The sequence below is a fragment of the Desulfosalsimonas propionicica genome (assembly GCF_013761005.1).
Lineage (GTDB): Bacteria > Desulfobacterota > Desulfobacteria > Desulfobacterales > Desulfosalsimonadaceae > Desulfosalsimonas > Desulfosalsimonas propionicica.
Genome location: NZ_JACDUS010000002.1, coordinates 63,921 through 77,878, shown reverse-complemented (window position 1 = coordinate 77,878; position 13,958 = coordinate 63,921). Strand labels below are relative to the sequence as shown.

Annotated in this window: 13 protein-coding genes; 6 read left to right on the top strand and 7 right to left on the bottom strand. The window is 56.6% G+C overall.

Going from position 1 to position 13,958, the window contains the following annotated elements; translation table 11 throughout:
• Positions 1-4: 4 nt before the first annotated feature.
• Genes HNR65_RS03800 through lexA form a run of 3 tightly spaced genes read right to left on the bottom strand, consistent with a single transcriptional unit; the run spans position 5 to position 4,765 of the window.
• Positions 5-2,938 (bottom strand): DNA polymerase III subunit alpha, encoded by a 2,934-nt coding sequence (locus tag HNR65_RS03800; protein WP_181550140.1) that lies wholly within the window; start codon positions 2,936-2,938, stop codon positions 5-7.
• Positions 2,935-4,125, bottom strand: coding sequence for a DNA polymerase Y family protein (locus HNR65_RS03795; protein ID WP_181550139.1), 1,191 nt, complete (start codon positions 4,123-4,125; stop codon positions 2,935-2,937). Before HNR65_RS03795 ends, HNR65_RS03800 begins: the two co-directional genes overlap by 4 nt.
• 1 nt (position 4,126) lies before the next feature.
• A complete protein-coding gene (lexA, locus tag HNR65_RS03790; protein WP_181550138.1) occupies positions 4,127-4,765 on the bottom strand; it encodes a transcriptional repressor LexA in 639 nt (212 codons plus the stop codon).
• 273 nt (positions 4,766-5,038) lie between these two features.
• Here lexA and HNR65_RS03785 point away from each other — a divergent pair, with 273 nt between their 5' ends.
• Positions 5,039-5,995: a SphA family protein gene (locus HNR65_RS03785; RefSeq protein ID WP_220128281.1), complete on the top strand. Its 957-nt coding sequence runs from the start codon at positions 5,039-5,041 to the stop codon at positions 5,993-5,995.
• Between the two features lie 64 nt (positions 5,996-6,059).
• On the opposite strand, the gene HNR65_RS03780 is transcribed toward HNR65_RS03785, so the two are convergent.
• Together HNR65_RS03780 and HNR65_RS03775 are read right to left on the bottom strand one after the other, a co-directional pair.
• A complete protein-coding gene (locus tag HNR65_RS03780) occupies positions 6,060-7,040 on the bottom strand; it encodes an NAD(P)H-dependent flavin oxidoreductase (RefSeq protein ID WP_220128280.1) in 981 nt (326 codons plus the stop codon).
• A 79-nt stretch (positions 7,041-7,119) separates the two neighbouring features.
• Entirely contained in the window at positions 7,120-7,932 is an 813-nt protein-coding gene (locus HNR65_RS03775) for a DUF3786 domain-containing protein (RefSeq protein WP_181550137.1), read from the bottom strand.
• 667 nt (positions 7,933-8,599) lie between these two features.
• Between HNR65_RS03775 and HNR65_RS03770 the strand changes: the two genes are divergently transcribed.
• From HNR65_RS03770 to HNR65_RS03750, 5 genes are all read left to right on the top strand, one after another.
• Positions 8,600-8,848: an FmdB family zinc ribbon protein gene (locus tag HNR65_RS03770; RefSeq protein WP_181550136.1), complete on the top strand. Its 249-nt coding sequence runs from the start codon at positions 8,600-8,602 to the stop codon at positions 8,846-8,848.
• Positions 8,849-8,916: 68 nt separating this feature from the next.
• Positions 8,917-9,513 carry an AmmeMemoRadiSam system protein A gene (gene amrA, locus HNR65_RS03765; protein ID WP_181550135.1) on the top strand — a complete coding sequence of 199 codons (597 nt, stop codon included), beginning with the start codon at positions 8,917-8,919 and terminating at the stop codon, positions 9,511-9,513.
• Positions 9,514-9,585: 72 nt separating this feature from the next.
• Positions 9,586-10,140 carry a 3D domain-containing protein gene (locus HNR65_RS03760; protein ID WP_232364644.1) on the top strand — a complete coding sequence of 185 codons (555 nt, stop codon included), beginning with the start codon at positions 9,586-9,588 and terminating at the stop codon, positions 10,138-10,140.
• Between the two features lie 42 nt (positions 10,141-10,182).
• A complete protein-coding gene (locus HNR65_RS03755) occupies positions 10,183-10,614 on the top strand; it encodes a PaaI family thioesterase (RefSeq protein ID WP_181550134.1) in 432 nt (143 codons plus the stop codon).
• A 29-nt stretch (positions 10,615-10,643) separates the two neighbouring features.
• Positions 10,644-11,342 carry an arginine N-succinyltransferase gene (locus tag HNR65_RS03750; protein WP_181550133.1) on the top strand — a complete coding sequence of 233 codons (699 nt, stop codon included), beginning with the start codon at positions 10,644-10,646 and terminating at the stop codon, positions 11,340-11,342.
• A gap of 170 nt (positions 11,343-11,512) precedes the next feature.
• On the opposite strand, the gene HNR65_RS03745 is transcribed toward HNR65_RS03750, so the two are convergent.
• Both HNR65_RS03745 and HNR65_RS03740 read right to left on the bottom strand, forming a co-directional pair.
• Positions 11,513-11,932, bottom strand: a complete 420-nt coding sequence (locus tag HNR65_RS03745) for a hypothetical protein (protein WP_181550132.1) — start codon at positions 11,930-11,932, stop codon at positions 11,513-11,515.
• Positions 11,933-11,959: 27 nt separating this feature from the next.
• Complete coding sequence (locus HNR65_RS03740) at positions 11,960-13,945, bottom strand: hypothetical protein (protein ID WP_181550131.1); 1,986 nt, start codon at positions 13,943-13,945, stop codon at positions 11,960-11,962.
• Positions 13,946-13,958: the final 13 nt, after the last annotated feature.

The window sequence follows — 13,958 nt, the reverse complement described above, 5'->3', positions numbered from 1 at the left end:
ATTTTCACGAAGCCATCCGCCCTGTTGCCGCGCCGAGCTTTTGGAGCCAGTCCACCCGCAGGGTGGCGGCCCCCCAGTTTTTTTCCACCACCCCGGAGAGCAGAAACGCACGACCGGATTCCAGCACACCGGCAAACCGGTCAAAGGCATCCGGAAAAAACGTGGTCTCCACCAAACCGGTTTCGTCTTCAAAGGTGACAAATTCCATGGGATCGCCCTTTTTGGACAAAACCGTCTTGCCGGTGATCCGCCAGCCGGCAAACCGCACCCGCCGGCCGGCAGAAGCCGGGATATCAGCGGCCTTGATCGTATTTGCCCCTTTCAGGGCATGGACAAAAAGGCTCATGGGGTGGCAATGGCATAAAAATCCGAGCACGGCAAATTCCCGGCGAAGCCGCAGCAATGCGTCTGCCTCGGGCAGATCCGGCATGGCCGCAGCAGATGGGGCGGAAAACAGGCCGGCCGATTCTGCCCCGGGCCTTTTGGCCCGGGCCCGGGCGCAGAACTGCCACAGCAGAACCGCCCGGTTTTTTTCCGGATGAAAGCGGTCCAGGGCGCCGCAATGAATCAGGGCCCGGGCTTCGGTTTCATCCGGGCCCACCCGGTCAAAAAAATCCTGGGCACAGGCAAACGCCCCCCTGCCCTGCTCGCAAACAATGCGCCGGCAGCCGGCAAAAGACAAGCCCTTTACAGACACCAGCCCCACGCGCAGTTTTTTCCCTTTCCCGGTCCAGGCAATCCGGCTTTTTTCCACATCCGGGCCCAGCACGGTCACGCCCAGGCGCCGGGCTTCGGACACATAGGCAAAAGCGGAGTAAAACCCGCCCTGGTTGCTGATCACAGCGGCCATGAACTCAGCGGGAAAATGGGTTTTCAGGTAGGCGGCCTGAAACGAGACCCGGGCATAGGATGCGCTGTGGGGCTTGCAAAAGCTATAGCCGCCAAAGCTCATGATCATGCGCCAGATGGCCTCCATGTCCCCGGATGCCACCCCGCGCTGCTGGGCGCCTGCGGCAAATCGCTGATAATAATCCCCCAGATGGCGGCTGCGGTCTTTTTTGGACATGACCTTGCGCAGTCCGTCGGCTTCGGCGTGGGAAAAGCCCGCCACGCATACAGCCACCCGGGAGACATCTTCCTGGTAGACCATCAGGCCGTAGGTTTCGGTGAGAACATCTGCGGCCAGGGGATGGATGGGCTTCCAGGCCCCGCCCCGGAGCCGGCGGAGATATTCCTGGATCACCTCGTTGGCCGCCGGCCGGATAATGGAGGAATGAATCACCAGGTGGCTGAAATCACCGGTACGGCTTTTTTCCTGCAAAAGGCGCATGGCCGGACTTTCAATGTAAAAACACCCCATGGTCCCCCCCTGGGCCACCATCTGCCAGGTGGCGGGATCCTCTTCCGGGACCCAGGCGTTTTCATCAATTTCTGCGCCATTTTGGCAAACCCCGGCCAGGGCGTCGCGGATCACGCCCAGGCTGCGGTTGCCCAGCAGGTCAATCTTTACCAGCCCGGCGTCTTCCATTCCGTCCTTGTCCCATTGCAGAACCGGCAGCCCTTTGGCAGTGGTCTGCACGGGCGCGTAAGTGTCAATGGCCTTCGGGGTAATGACAACACCGCCCGGATGCACGGACAGGTTTCTGGGAAGCCCGGCGATCCGTGCGGCTATCCGGAAAATCTCCGGCCAGGGCGGCGGCGGGTCCTCGGCCTTCATGCCCCGGGAGATCTCGCGCTCGGTCATGCCCAGCACCCGGGCGGTTTCCCGGATCGCCATGCGGTCTCCAAAGCACACATGATTGCATACCAGGGCGGCGCGGCCCGCATATTTCTCCAGCACCCCGGAAATCACGGCATCGCGCTCATCCCAGGCAAAGTCCACATCCAGGTCCGGCGGATCCTTGCGCCCCGGGTTTAAGAACCGCTCAAAATAAAGATTGTGTTTTACCGGACAGACATTGGTAATGCCCAGACAATAAGCCACCAGGGAGGCCGCCCCTGAGCCGCGGCCGCAGGTGCGGGGACTTTGGCGGACAATATCGGCCACAATCAAAAAATAGCCGCAAAAACCCATTGCGGAAATAATGTCGAGTTCATGGTCCAGGCGCCGGGTGACCGCCGCGGACAGCTGGCCGTAGCGGCGCCGGGCGCCTTCATAGGCCGCCCGGCGCAGTTGCCCGGCTGCCTGTTCCGGAAGTGCGGATTCATACGGAGGCATCACAAGGCCGAAATCCGGGCCGGTAAAACCGATGCGTTCGGCGATGGCCGCGTTTTGTAAAACAGCTTGCGGGCATGCGGCAAACCGGCGCATGTATTGCCGGGGTGCAGCCAGAAAAGCGTCTTTCCTGGCCGTATCCCGGGGTGTCAGGCGGCATCGGATGGTGTTTCCGGCAATGGCGCGCAGCACCCGGTGAATTTCAAAATCTTCGGGCCGGCTGAAAAAAACCGCCGGTGCGGCCACAAGGGGAATATCCAGACGCCGGGCGGCCCTGTACAGAAGATGATCTGCGGGCAGCGGGTGTCCAAACATGGCCGCCACCATGTCAAGATTTGCCTCATGGCCGGCATACAGCAGATCCGGGTCTGAAACCAGCACCACCAACCCTTTTCCAAAAGCAGCCAACCCGGATGCCAGGTCAAAATCCGAACTTGTGTGGCGGCAGCTCAAAAGCCGGCACAACCCGGCATAGCCCCGGGTGTCTTTGACCAGGCAGACCGCACGCCTGGACGTGGCCGGTTCCGTGATTTCAGCGCCTGTAATGGGGCGGATACCGTGACGGCGGCAGGCGGCCATAAAGGCCCATAGGCCGCAGAGGTTGTCCGTATCCGTGAGCGCCAGCCACTCATGGCCCAGGGCCGCAGCATGGCCCACCAGGGCCTCCACACCAGATGTACCCTGTAAAAAAGAATAACCGGAATGCACCGCCAGGGGGATCATGGCTGCACGACCATCACCCGGCCCGGGCGCACCGCGTCGTGGCCGAAGCGATGACGGATCCGGTCCACGGCGCCTGCCAGAGAATTTCTTGTTGCAATCACCCCGGCCGGATCGGAAAACAACTGCCGCTGCACCTGGAAGGCAACCGGTGCAGGGCAGGCAAGGTACACATAAAACAGGCGCACCCGGCGCACCCAGGCCTTGTGCAGAAGCCTGCGGCAAACCGCAAACAGGGTGATATCATCGGCTGCAGGCGGTTCCAGGGTTGTCTGCCGAAAACAGCACCGGCCGTCTGCATAGTCAATGGCCATCACCAGCCTGCGGGCAGCCCGGTTCCGGGATCGAAGTTCAGCGCCGATTTTTTCCACAAGCCTGTATAAAACCGCTTCTGCGGCAGACACGCAATTGGTGTCCGAACCCAGGCCGCAGGCCGCGGAAACAGTATCCGGCCTCTCTCCGGCGGGGGACACGGGTGAATAATCAATGCCGCAGACAGCGTCATGGATTTTTCCCGCGCGCCGGCCAACAATTACGGCCAGCTGCTCCGGGCTCAGCCCGGCGGCCTGGCCGGCGGTCATCAGGTTGAGTTCCCGGAGGCGAAAAAGATCGTCTCTGCTGATGCCCGGGATCAAATCCAGGCCCAGGGGCCAAAGAAAGCCGGCTTCATCACCCGGGGCCACCAGGTACTGCCCTGCCGGCTTTACCAGCCGCGTGGCCACCTTGGCAACCAGCTTGTTGGCGGCCACCGCCCAGGCCGGGCAAAAACCCAGGTCCCTTTGGATCTGCCGGGCCATGCGCCGGGCCGCGTCCCGGGCCGGGCCGTGGAGCCGGCCTGTTCCCGTGACGTCCACAAACAAGTGGCCGTCCATTTCACCGGGCTCGATCAAGGGGGAGTACGGCATGACCCGGCGCACCACCCGGGCCATGGCCTGTGCGTAGCGCTGCGGCTGCGGGGCGAGCACCGCGGCATCCCGGCACCGGCGCCGGGCCTGGTATAAGGGCATGTTTTTTCTCACACCGGCCTGGTAGGCCTCTTCGCTCATGTCATACACCCCGGCCCGCTGCCCGCCGGCAGGGGCGATGATCACGGGCCGGCCCCGAAGACTGGGCTCCCGGAGGCTTTCCACGGCCGCGGCAAAATCGGCGATATTCAAATGAATCACTTCCCGCTCAAAAACCCGGCCCATATCAGAGCCTCTGCATCACGTCCGGGCCGCGCTGGATCCCGATGACCCGGCCCTGGACCAGGACCTGGTCAAACCCGTAGCGCTGGGGCGGAAAATCCGGGTTTTCAGACTTGAGCAGGATATGGTCGGCCCTTGCAAAGAAACGCTTGATCGTGGCTTCCTCGCCGTTTATGAGTACGGCTGCGATTTCACCGTCTGCAGCATACTGCCGGGGCCGGCAGATGGCCAGGTCCCCGCTGAGGATGCCGGCGCCGGTCATGGAATCGCCTTTTACGCGCAGGGCAAAAAGATTGTCTCCCTTATAAAGCTCTGCATCCACCACAATGCTTTCCTCCCATTGCTGCTGGGCGTACATGGGCAGCCCGGCGGTGATCCGGCCGATGACCGGAACTTCCCGGATCCGCTGGATTCCGGCAGTTGCGCCGGCGCGGTTGAGCAGGTGCAGATGCCTGCCGTAGCGGCCATGGCGCTTTACCAGCCCCTTTTGCTCCAGGACTTTTAGCATTTCCGCCACTGCCGTATGGCTCACTCCCAGATCCCCGGCGGCCCGGCGCAAAGACGGCGTCTGGCCGGTTTCCGCGATCTGCTCCCGGAGATAATCGAGCAACCGCTGCTGTCGTGGACTCAATTCTGTTTTCATGATTTATCCATTAGCCCGGAAAAATGTAAAAGTCAATGTAAAAGTTTGTAAAGGATATGTAAAAACCCGGACAAAAAACTTGAACCTGAATTGAGCGGTTTTCAACCCAAATGAATTGCTTTTAAAAATCTGAAACGCTCAATTTGGGTTGAACAATCCGGGCAAGCCTTATATAAGGCAGCTTTAATAATCGTTCACCATTATCGGCCGCTCACGGGTACCATGCAAGCCCGTACAAACAACAAGGCGAAAAACAGGAAAGGATTGTCAGGTATGGCAAAAACAGGTTCCAAAAGGATTTTACCACGGTTTTTATGTATTTTCTGCGGGCTGTGGGCAGCCGGTCTGTTTTTGACCGCTTCTGCCGGTTTTTGCGCCACTGCCGGCACCCATTACCCCATGGGAACCGAAGGTGTGCTGGGCGCATCCACCCCTCCCCCGGGTTTTCATTACCGCATGTACAACACCTTCTACAATCCCACCACCTTAACCGACGACAGCGGAGAGAAACTCGACATCGGCTATGACCTGGACGTGTTTGCCAGCGTACACAGATTCATTCATGTAACGGATAAAAAATTTCTGGGCGCAGAGGTGCTCTACGACGTGATTGTGCCCGTGCTGAGCAAGGATGTCTCCATTGACGCCATGGGGATATCCGACAGCGAATCTTTGAGCGTGGGCGACATCACCATCGAACCCTTTGCCCTGTCCTGGCACCGGCCCGCCTGGGATGCCGTGGCCGCTCTGGCCGTGATTGCCCCCATCGGCGAATTTGACGCAGACAAACCCGCCTCCCCCGGCCTGGGATACTGGAGCGGCATGCTCACCCTTGGCGGCACCCTGTTTTTCGATGAGCAAAAGACATGGTCGGCCAGCGCCCTGACCCGGACCCTGGTCCACGGCCGGCAAAAGGACACCGATATCCGGCCCGGAGCGGAATTTGTGGTGGAATGGGGAATTGGCAAGGAAATCCCGGTTTCTCCCGGCCTTGTGGTCCGGCCGGGCATCAGCGGATGCTCCACCTGGCAAATCGATGATGACAGCGATGACGGCCCCGGCACCGTGGCCTCGGAGAGAAAACAAAACCATGCCCTGGGCGCGGAAATCAATTTTTTCTTCCCCCCGCCCCGGCTCATGCAGGTCAACCTCCGGTTTCTCCGGGAATTTCACGCAGAAAACAGCCCGGAAGGCTCCCAGTTTATCATTACCCTGAGCAAGTCCTGGTAAAAACACAAAAAACTGGAGCCGTCATGCATCCAAAGTTGGCGATGACCGACGGCTCCAGCCTTTTTCAGTCCCGTATGCTTTCCGCGTTTTTGCGAATCACGGCTTCGGCCTCTGCCATGATGCGCTCAAGCAGGTCCTCCACACTGGGCACGTCCCGGATTAAGCCCATGCACTGGCCCGCAGCCAGGGTTCCGGTTTCCATATTGCCGTCTTTTAGCATTTCCTCGCCCACCCGGCCGGCCACATAGGGAACAATGTCCTCGATGCGGGTTTCACCCGGCTGCTGCTCGATTTCAATGACCTTATCAGCAGCGGTGTTGTGCAAAACCCGCTCGGTGTTGCGCAAAGAGCGCATGATCAGGCGGGTGTCTCGCTCGGTGCGGCCGACAAGGGCCTGCTTGACATTGTCGTGCACCGGCGCCTCTTTTGTGGCCACAAACCGGGTGCCCATGTTGATGGCATCCGCGCCCAGGGCCAGGGCTGCGGCCAGGCCCCGGCCGTCGGCAAACCCGCCCGAGGCCACCAGGGGAACGTCAATGGCATCCCGGGTGGCCGGCAGCAGGATCAGGGAGGTCACATCGTCTTCACCGGGATGGCCGGCTGCCTCGAAACCATCCATGCCGATAGCGTCACAACCGATTTTCACGGCCTTTTGGGCGTGGCGCACCGAGGTACACTTGTGCAGCACCTTGATGCCTGCGGACTTGATCTCATCCATGTAGGCTTCCGGGTTTCTGCCGGCGGTCTCGATAAATCTGACCCCTTCCTCGATGCAGACCCGGATATAGGCGGGATAGTCCGGCGGGGTGAGCGTGGGCAGAAACGTAAGGTTGACACCAAAGGGCTTGTCTGTCATCTGCCGGCATTTTCGGATTTCCGCGCGCAAATCCTCGGGGTCGGGAAATGTCAACGCGGTCATAAAGCCGATGCCGCCGGCATTGGCCACGGCTGCGGCCAGTTCCGCCCGGGCGATCCACATCAGCCCGCCCTGAACGATGGGTTTTTCAATGCCGAACAATTCGGTAATCCGGGTCTGGATCATCATCTCCCCCCTTTTTTGGCCCCTTTTTTTGGGCTCGGTTATATGGATGAATCGGGATTGACGTTAAATGGTTCTGCTGCAATCAACCTGTATGCTTTAAGGAAAACTTTTCAAACATGTGGGCCAGACCCGCTCCCAAGGTGTAGACAGAGCCGATGCTCAGGTTGTCTTCCACGCATTTGTCAAAAAATATCTGCAAATTCGATTCCATCCCCTCTTCGGGCTCCCAGTAGCAAAACAGCAGAGGGGCTTTGGCCATGGGATACATCACCACCGCGGTATCGGCATCAAACCGGGTTTCAGTACGTTTGCCGTCAAACACGTCGAGCATATCATTGAAAAAATCCGTATAGTTGTCTGCAATGCTTTTTAAGGGTTTGGTGCAGCGCTGGTCAAACAGGCCCTCGCGCTCACGTCCGCCCTTAAGCTCCCGAAGGGGCACCCACTGGCCCGTGGGGGGCGTGCCCTTTGCATTGACGATGTAATCAAACACCGGCACAGTCACCCAGGGATTGACATGAATCTGGGTGGAAATCCGGCCGTCGCCGTCCACGGCAAAATCCTTGCCCATGACCTTGACAATGATGCGGCCTTTTTCAAAACGGGCGCCCAGGCGCCGGGCGGCTTCCTCCAGGTCGGTTTGGCGCACCTGCTCCCGAAGCTCTTCCACGGCATCATCGACTTCTGCACCATTGCCGTTTGACTGTTGGGCGGCATTGTTTTGATTTTCAAATGCCGCAACAGCCTCGGCATCCACGTAAGGGCATTCAGACAAACTTCTTTTTCCCGTAAACACTGCCGCAGCAAAGGCCATACAGGTTTTTTCATTGCAATGGCGGCAGTTGGACTTGTTTAATAGTTTATAAATCTCCATGGGACTTGCAGGTTGGGACATAAATGCATGCTCCTTTTGCACTGATTCTGATTTTCAATTTTGATGAGCCTGTAAAAAGTCTTTTTTACAGTCAGTGTTAAGTGATTAAGTGTTACCGAAATTGTACTGCGTTACCCTGACGCGGCGCGAAAAAGCAAGTTTCCGAGTGGAAATTGAGGCTCCGGGAGGCTCCTGAAGCGAGGAAACTCCTTTTTCGGGCCGCCGATCAGCCAAAGCGCTTATGGATTTTCTTTCTGCAAGTATATTGAGCTTAAATTGTCGGTATATACTCAAATGCGTACATACTATAAACATTTTTTTGGCAAATGCATCCATGCTGCCCGGCTTTGCCTTGCATCGCCCTTAAAGCCCGGGCCCTCTGGGATTTTTCATCCACCGCAAACAACCTGCCGAAACCCCTGCTGAAATCCTGGACAGGCCCGGACCTTTTTGATATCTTTTCAATAATTCAAAATATGGGGAATTCTGCCCAACACAGGCACTGGATTTCCAAGGAAGTCCAAGGGGGGCTGTTTTTGAAGCGTAAAAACGGCTCCCGGACGCAGGGCTTTCTTCCTGAGAACCATCAAGCCATGTGAGAAGTTTTTTACGGCAGCATCAAACATCGTTTTAAAAAAACCGTCTTTAAAACCAGCTAAAACCATACAAAAGAAAGGAAACCATTGGCATGCCCATATATGAATTTAAATGCGTCCAGTGCGGAGACATCCAGGAATTTATCCTCGGTGCCGGAAATGACTCCGAGGAAGTGGAGATGAAATGCAAGGCCTGCGGCTGTGAAACCCTGGAGCGGGTGATCAGCCGGGTGGGCTGCTGCAAAACAGGCCAGCAGGGCGCCAAACCCCAGGTTTCGTCCCAAACCTGCGGGTCCGGCAACACCTGCGCCACCATTGATCTACCCGGACCGTCGCGGTAGCGGTGGGTGACCGGAACTCAGCGCGCAATCAGAATGGCATATCACAGGCAAGAAACAAAGAGGCACCCATGACAGAGGAGCATCAAAGCCGGGAGTTTGACGAAAAAAAAGGCGAAATCCTGCTTGAAATCGCCAGAAAAACCATTGCCGAGCGTCTCGGCCTGTCTTACAAACCTTCAACGGATCTGGACGCCGCATCCCGGGATACCGCGTTTGAAAGCCGCCGGGGCACTTTCGTGACCTTGAAAATCAATGATCAACTCAGGGGCTGTATCGGAAACCTTCTGCCGGACAAGCCCCTGATCAGCGCTGTGCAGGACAACGCTGTAAACGCCGCATTTCAGGATCCGCGCTTTGCTCCCTTGTCAAAGCAGGAATTTGAAAAAATCCAAATCGAGGTCAGCCTGCTCACAGAACCCAAACCCCTGAATTACAAGGACGGCCGGGATCTGCTTGACAAGCTCCGTCCCCATGTGGACGGGGTGATTCTCCGAAAAGGACCCTACAGCTCCACGTTTCTGCCCCAAGTCTGGGAACAGCTCCCGGATCAAAGGACCTTTCTGGAGCAATTGTGCATGAAGGCCGGGCTGCCCTCAGATGCCTGGCAAAAAGGCGATACCGAGGTGCTGACCTACCAGGTTGAGTATTTTGAAGAGCCCAGGTAAACAAAGACGGCTTCTCGGGCTGGTGTTTTGCCCGGATTGCCGGCCTGTGGGGTAAGAAGGAAAACTTCGTCCATGTCCGAGAAAAAATTTCAGTCCGTTTACCTTCTGGTATTGCTCATGGCGGCGATTGTGGTGATGACTGCCGGATGCGGCAGCAAATACCGGGTCAAAACCATGGAGGTGACCGCCTACTGCGGCTGCGGCCAGTGCTGCGGATGGGAACGGGGCTCGTGGAAATGCCTGAAACTCGATGTCTGGAACAAATACATCTCATATGGTCCCAGGGCCGGCCGGCCTTACACGGGGCTGACCGCAAGCGGCACCAAACCCCGTGAGCCCCAACCCGGACTTTTTTCCGGAGACAGCCTTACCCATCCCTGGATGATACTGGTGCGCATCGTGTTTTTCCCGTGGCTGCTGCTGCCCGAAGACGGCACCATTGCCGCAGATACCCGGTATTATCCCTTTGGCACGCGCATGTTTGTGCCCGGATACGGATACGGCGTCGTAGAAGACCGGGGCAGTGCCATCAAGGGCCCCCGGCGTTTGGACATTTTTTACCGCTCCCACACAGAGGCCCTGCAGTGGGGCAGGAAAAAAGTCAATGTCACCATTTATCCCAAATAACGAAAAAAGCCCGAAACCCTAATAAAAAGTGCTGCCACGCCAATGGACAATAACACCCGCTTTGAATTTTTAAAGCAGGATTACAGACAGGGTTTTCCGGCCCACTGCGGAATAGAGGTGGTCAATGTTGATGCCGGACGTTTTGAGGTAAAACTGACTGTCGGCCCGGAGCACGCCCAGCGTGAAGGCTTTGTCCATGCCGGGGTGCTGGCCACCATGGCCGATCACACCGCCGGATACGCCGCCTACACCCTGGTGGCCGAAGATGTTTCCATACTGACCATTGAACTGAAAATCAACTACTTCAAACCGGTCACAGGCGATACAGTGGCGTGCCGATCCAGGATCATCCACCAGGGACGGAGGATTCTCGCGGCGGAATCGGAACTGTTTTCGGTTCTCCAAAACCAGGAAAAACTGGTGTCCAAGGCGCTTGTCACCCTGATGGCGATCCCGGGCTCAGTTTCGGAATAAAAATATTTTTGAATTAAGGCCCCGGACAAATGAATGAACAAAGCCAACCACCGGACCGGCTTGCGGATCAAAGGCCCAAATCCCGCAGCCGGCTCAAATTTATTGCAATTCTTGCGGCAGTGGCACTGCTTTCCGCTGTTGGCACCGCTGTGGCCATCCGGTACGTGTTTTTTCCCTCAGAATTCACGCCGGTGACATTGAGCCCCAAAGAGGAAAAAAAGCTCACCCAAAAAATCAACCGGCTCAATGCCGCATCCATGAACCAACCTTCCCAGGGACCGGCCCGGGATCAAAATTCGCCCGTAACCCCGGAGCCATATACGGAAGATCCCGGCAGCCGGCAAATCATTTTCAGCCAAAGGGAGTTCAATGCCCTGATCGCCAAAAACACCAACCTGGCAGACAAGCTGGCATTTAATTTTTCCGAAGACATGGCCAGCATGAAACTACTGATCCCCATGGATCCGGATTTTCCGCTTTTGGGCGGCAAAACCATAAAAATCACCGCAGGGGTGGAACTGGGCTATGCCAACGCCAAACCCGTTGTCAAAATCCGGGGCATGAGTATCTGGGGCGTGCCCCTGCCCAATGCCTGGATGGGAAATTTAAAAAACGTGGACCTTGTCCGTGAGTTCGGCAATGAAAAAGGCTTTTGGTCCACCTTTGCCGCAGGCGTTGAAGATTTCCGGGTGCAGGACGGCGAACTCCGAATCCGTCTCAAACCCTGATGGCGCCGTAAAAAGTTCAATATCTGCGTTACGCGCAATTTCTCGGAATTTCACGTACGGATAAGTACGCTGCATTCTTCGAAATTGCGCAAGCCTTGATCTTGAACTTTTTACGGCGCCATCAAACCCTGAGGCCCTTAAATTCGGTCAGTTTCAGACCCTGTTGGAAGCTATTGCGAACCCATGCCCTGCATGGCGGTTGTGATCCGCTGCTGGGCCTCCTGGACAGCGGCATCGTTCATGTAAGGCATGGCTTTCATAAAGCTGCTGCTGACCTTCTGCATAACCTCGGCCTGCTCTTTGGCAGTCTGTTTGACTTCTTCGGGCATTTGCTCCGGGTCCCGGAGTTCAGGGTATTTTTCATTGATCTCTTTGATGCGCGGGGCCAGGGATTCTAACCCTTTTGCATACGCATTCATGGCCGCAGCAACGCTTTCAGCCGAATCGGCCTTTTCCATGTCCGAATTATAATCAGATGACAAATCAATAAAATCCTTCTGCACATCCACCACATCACTGTATTCGCTGCCGCATGCGGAACCAAACACCAGCAGCATGGAGCACAACACCAATATCAACCGTTTCATCATGATTTCTCCTTTTTTATCCAATTGTTATCAGTTCATCGCAGATTGAATTTTTTGTAAAATCGTTCCTGAAGGGGCGCAGAAAATGTAATTTCCCGCCACCGGCTGCCAGGTGCTGCCCGGAAGCCGGCCCAGTTTTTTGTGATAGTAAATTACCCGGCAGGAAAGTTTATCACTGTTTGCATCCTGATATATCACCTTGTTGACCAGGGGCTCGCCTTGGGCCGGAGAAATGGCCAGCGCTCTGCTGTCAGTATGCTGTTTTCCGAAGCGGGTGTACTGAAGTTCGACAACCGCCCGTGCGATGCCCATTTGCTCCAGTTCTCCCAGGTCGGCTTCAGCTTCCAGGGTGCGGGGACGCACAGGGGCGGCCAGGGTCACGGCCATGAGCTCTCCCTCCGTCCAATCGGGCTCCGGGGGATAGAGGTGGCCGCCCCGCAGACTCCATTGCACGGCATAATCATAGGTCTGGGCATCATCGCCCATCCGGGCATAAGTCAGGGTTGCGGTCTGTCCGTTGTTTTCCAGATATTTCCGGTCAATGGTGAGTTCATCAATAAAGGGCCGCTGGTCTTTGCGGGGCACCCGCACCTGGACAGTGGCGTAATTGACCATTTCATTGAATATATCATAGGCCTCATTGTCAATAATAAAGCGCATCTCCCGCCGCTGAAAAAACGGATCATCCAAATTGACTTCGGTGACGAGCTTCGGATCATCCTTGTATTTTTCATACCAGGCGCCCACGTTGCCGGTCATGGAATAGTGCTCATAGCGGGCCATGACCTTTTTGAGGTTCAGCGTCTGGGTGGATTTCCGGCGGATCTCTTTTCGCTGAAACACCGTGTACTGGTACTTTTTGTGCTTTGCGGCTTCCTTGCGTCTTTGGGCAATGGCGTCCTTGTCTTCTTTTGTCTGCTCGTCGTCGCTTAACAGTTCTTCCTCCGCGGGCTGGCCCAGCCTTTTCTGCATGTCAAAAAAGGATTCCAGCACAATCTTGTGCAAGCCGCTTTCAACGATCTCCTTGTCGCTGTCAGGCACATGCTGGACGTAATCAAAGCTCACCACCCCGGTCTCTTCCAGGAAATCCAGCATCTGGTGTTTTTCTTTTTCAGTGAGCATCGTGGTTTTTCTCGTGCTCAGGTTAAGGGCGTTGTACCATTTGGGATCCCAGTACCGGGTTCTGTCAGTCGATTTTTCCCGGTGGTAGCTGTATTGGGACTCGATTTCATGGTATTTGTCATAGTTAATTTTGACCTTGACGTCATAGGCCGGAAGCTTGACCACGTACTTGAGGTCAAAGACAACCGATACCTGGGAAGTGGGCTGCTTGAAGCTTTCCGCCAGGAGGGTGGCGCCGTGGGCGTCCAGCCGGGCGGCCACGGCCACCTGCTGACCCTCCATCACCGGCGCCTTTCCGGTGGTGATCAGCGTGGCGGTAAACTCCTCGTCGCCCAATACGGCAGAGACCACGTTGAAGCTGTTGCCTTCCGCGCCAACTTCCAGGGGCACCGCGCCTTTTAGCCGGGCACCCTTGACCTGCTTTTGCAGTGCTTTTTCCACTGCCTGCTGCTGGCTTTTATCCAGGCCATATTCAACGAGAAAATGGAGCACGGCGCCCTCGGCCCCGCCTTCGGCCTTGGTTTTATCCGTCACGAAACGAATCAGGGAAAATTTCGGGGTACCGTCGGCATGCCTGGATATATGCGGGTTGGTGGGCAGATAATAATAAGTTTTGCTGGTTTTTGCCGGATCCCGGGTGGCCTCGGGAAAACACCGGACAGTGGTGCCGTCCTTGAGCTTGACATCCCGGTGGCGGCCGTACTGGATCCCGCCCACTTTCCGGACAGTCTCTGATGAGGGGACGGTAAGCGCCGGGCGGATGGCTTTGGGTTTTAATTTCTGGATATATTCCAGATTTGCACCAGCCGTGCTGCCGGCACCGGCCAGGGCGGCTCCGGCCGCCATACACAGGATGAGTACTGTAATCATTCCCACCTGCTTGAATCGGATCATTATTATATCCTCC

Bases quoted from the DNA above. Each gene is read 5' to 3' on its own strand.
- HNR65_RS03800 (WP_181550140.1), bottom strand. From the start codon at position 2,938: ATGATCCCCCTGGCGGTGCATTCCGGTTATTCTTTTTTACAGGGTACA.
- HNR65_RS03795 (WP_181550139.1), bottom strand. From the start codon at position 4,125: ATGGGCCGGGTTTTTGAGCGGGAAGTGATTCATTTGAATATCGCCGAT.
- lexA (WP_181550138.1), bottom strand. From the start codon at position 4,765: ATGAAAACAGAATTGAGTCCACGACAGCAGCGGTTGCTCGATTATCTC.
- HNR65_RS03785 (WP_220128281.1), top strand. From the start codon at position 5,039: ATGGCAAAAACAGGTTCCAAAAGGATTTTACCACGGTTTTTATGTATT.
- HNR65_RS03780 (WP_220128280.1), bottom strand. From the start codon at position 7,040: ATGATGATCCAGACCCGGATTACCGAATTGTTCGGCATTGAAAAACCC.
- HNR65_RS03775 (WP_181550137.1), bottom strand. From the start codon at position 7,932: ATGTCCCAACCTGCAAGTCCCATGGAGATTTATAAACTATTAAACAAG.
- HNR65_RS03770 (WP_181550136.1), top strand. From the start codon at position 8,600: ATGCCCATATATGAATTTAAATGCGTCCAGTGCGGAGACATCCAGGAA.
- amrA (WP_181550135.1), top strand. From the start codon at position 8,917: ATGACAGAGGAGCATCAAAGCCGGGAGTTTGACGAAAAAAAAGGCGAA.
- HNR65_RS03760 (WP_232364644.1), top strand. From the start codon at position 9,586: ATGTCCGAGAAAAAATTTCAGTCCGTTTACCTTCTGGTATTGCTCATG.
- HNR65_RS03755 (WP_181550134.1), top strand. From the start codon at position 10,183: ATGGACAATAACACCCGCTTTGAATTTTTAAAGCAGGATTACAGACAG.
- HNR65_RS03750 (WP_181550133.1), top strand. From the start codon at position 10,644: ATGAATGAACAAAGCCAACCACCGGACCGGCTTGCGGATCAAAGGCCC.
- HNR65_RS03745 (WP_181550132.1), bottom strand. From the start codon at position 11,932: ATGATGAAACGGTTGATATTGGTGTTGTGCTCCATGCTGCTGGTGTTT.
- HNR65_RS03740 (WP_181550131.1), bottom strand. From the start codon at position 13,945: ATGATCCGATTCAAGCAGGTGGGAATGATTACAGTACTCATCCTGTGT.